This window comes from Tsukamurella conjunctivitidis, assembly GCF_007858475.1.
Taxonomy (GTDB): Bacteria; Actinomycetota; Actinomycetes; order Mycobacteriales; family Mycobacteriaceae; genus Tsukamurella; species Tsukamurella conjunctivitidis.
Window position 1 is genome coordinate 1 of sequence record NZ_VIGX01000181.1, and the last position, 600, is coordinate 600.

Sequence of the window (600 nt, forward strand, 5' to 3'; positions counted from 1 at the left end):
AGAATATGAGAAAGATCGCCGTGCCGCAAGCTATACATTGGACGATATCGATCAGATGGATGGGGAACAATTTGAACATTATGTTGCAAATCTTCTACATCTCTACCAATTTAAAAAGATTCGCGTCTCCCCCTATAGTAATGATAAAGGGCTCGATGTTTATGCTGAGCATGACAAGCTCAAATATGGCTTTCAATGCAAACGATGGGGACGAAATGTACCGCTCTCAGCAATTCAAGAGATCTATACAGCGAAAGATCTTTATGAACTAGATCGTATTATTGTGATTACCAATAGCGGCTTTACCAAAGCAGCGATTGAAGCGGCCATTAAACTCGATGTTATCTTAATCGATCGTAAACGTCTCGGAGAGATGATTCGCTACCTTCAGCCTTAAGCTTCTCTCTAAAATTCTCGCTAAAGTGCCGTAGGTAGCATCATTAAAGTATCTAAGATTTTGAAATGATTATAGGGACGCACACATCAAAAGAATCGCGATAACCTAGCGATAATAAAAAAGCTACAACATCTACCGATCTTGTAGCTCTACTCTTGTTTCTATCTCTTGATATTTTGAATATTTTGATGTTTTGATGTTTT

At 38.3% G+C, this 600-nt stretch carries 1 protein-coding gene; it reads left to right on the forward strand.

Annotation, left to right across the window (positions count from 1 at the left end):
* The coding region (locus FK530_RS27605; RefSeq protein WP_146489482.1) for a restriction endonuclease at positions 1 to 397 on the forward strand (397 nt) is incomplete at its 5' end.
* Positions 398 to 600: the final 203 nt, after the last annotated feature.